This window comes from Mesorhizobium sp. M0968, from assembly GCF_040319065.1.
GTDB lineage: Bacteria > Pseudomonadota > Alphaproteobacteria > Rhizobiales > Rhizobiaceae > Mesorhizobium.
Map to the genome: position 1 here is coordinate 1 of NZ_JAMYNL010000096.1, position 695 is coordinate 695.

Annotated in this window: 1 protein-coding gene; it reads right to left on the reverse strand. The window is 65.5% G+C overall.

Going from position 1 to position 695, the window contains the following annotated elements:
• Positions 1-695 (reverse strand): GTP-binding protein (locus NKH67_RS34045; protein WP_352503953.1); only part of this gene is annotated, 695 nt, incomplete at both ends.

Genomic DNA, 695 nt, shown 5'->3' on the forward strand with positions numbered 1-695 from the left:
CGGTCGACACCGCGCAGCAGCGCGCCGATGTTGTCGCCGGCCTGGCCCTGGTCGAGCAGCTTGCGGAACATCTCGACGCCCGTGCAGGTCGTCTTGGTGGTCGGACGGATGCCGACGATCTCCAGCTCCTCGCCGACCTTGACGACGCCGCGCTCGACGCGGCCGGTCACCACCGTGCCACGGCCCGAGATCGAGAACACGTCCTCGATCGGCATCAGGAACGGCTTGTCGAGCGGACGAACCGGCGTCGGGATGTAGGCATCGACCGCAGCCATCAGTTCGCGGATGGCGTCCTCGCCGATCTTCTTGTCGCTGTCTTCAAGTGCGGCAAGCGCCGAACCCTTGACGATCGGAATGTCGTCGCCGGGGAACTCGTTCTTGGTCAAAAGCTCACGCACCTCGAGCTCGACCAGCTCGAGCAGCTCGGCGTCGTCGACCTGGTCGACCTTGTTCAAGAACACCACGATCGAGGGCACGCCGACCTGGCGGGCCAAAAGGATGTGCTCGCGGGTCTGCGGCATCGGGCCGTCGGCGGCCGACACCACCAGGATCGCGCCGTCCATCTGCGCAGCACCGGTGATCATGTTCTTGACATAGTCGGCGTGGCCGGGGCAGTCGACATGGGCATAGTGGCGGTTGGCGGTCTCGTATTCGACGTGCGCCGTCGAAATGGTGATGCCGCGCGCCTTCTCTTC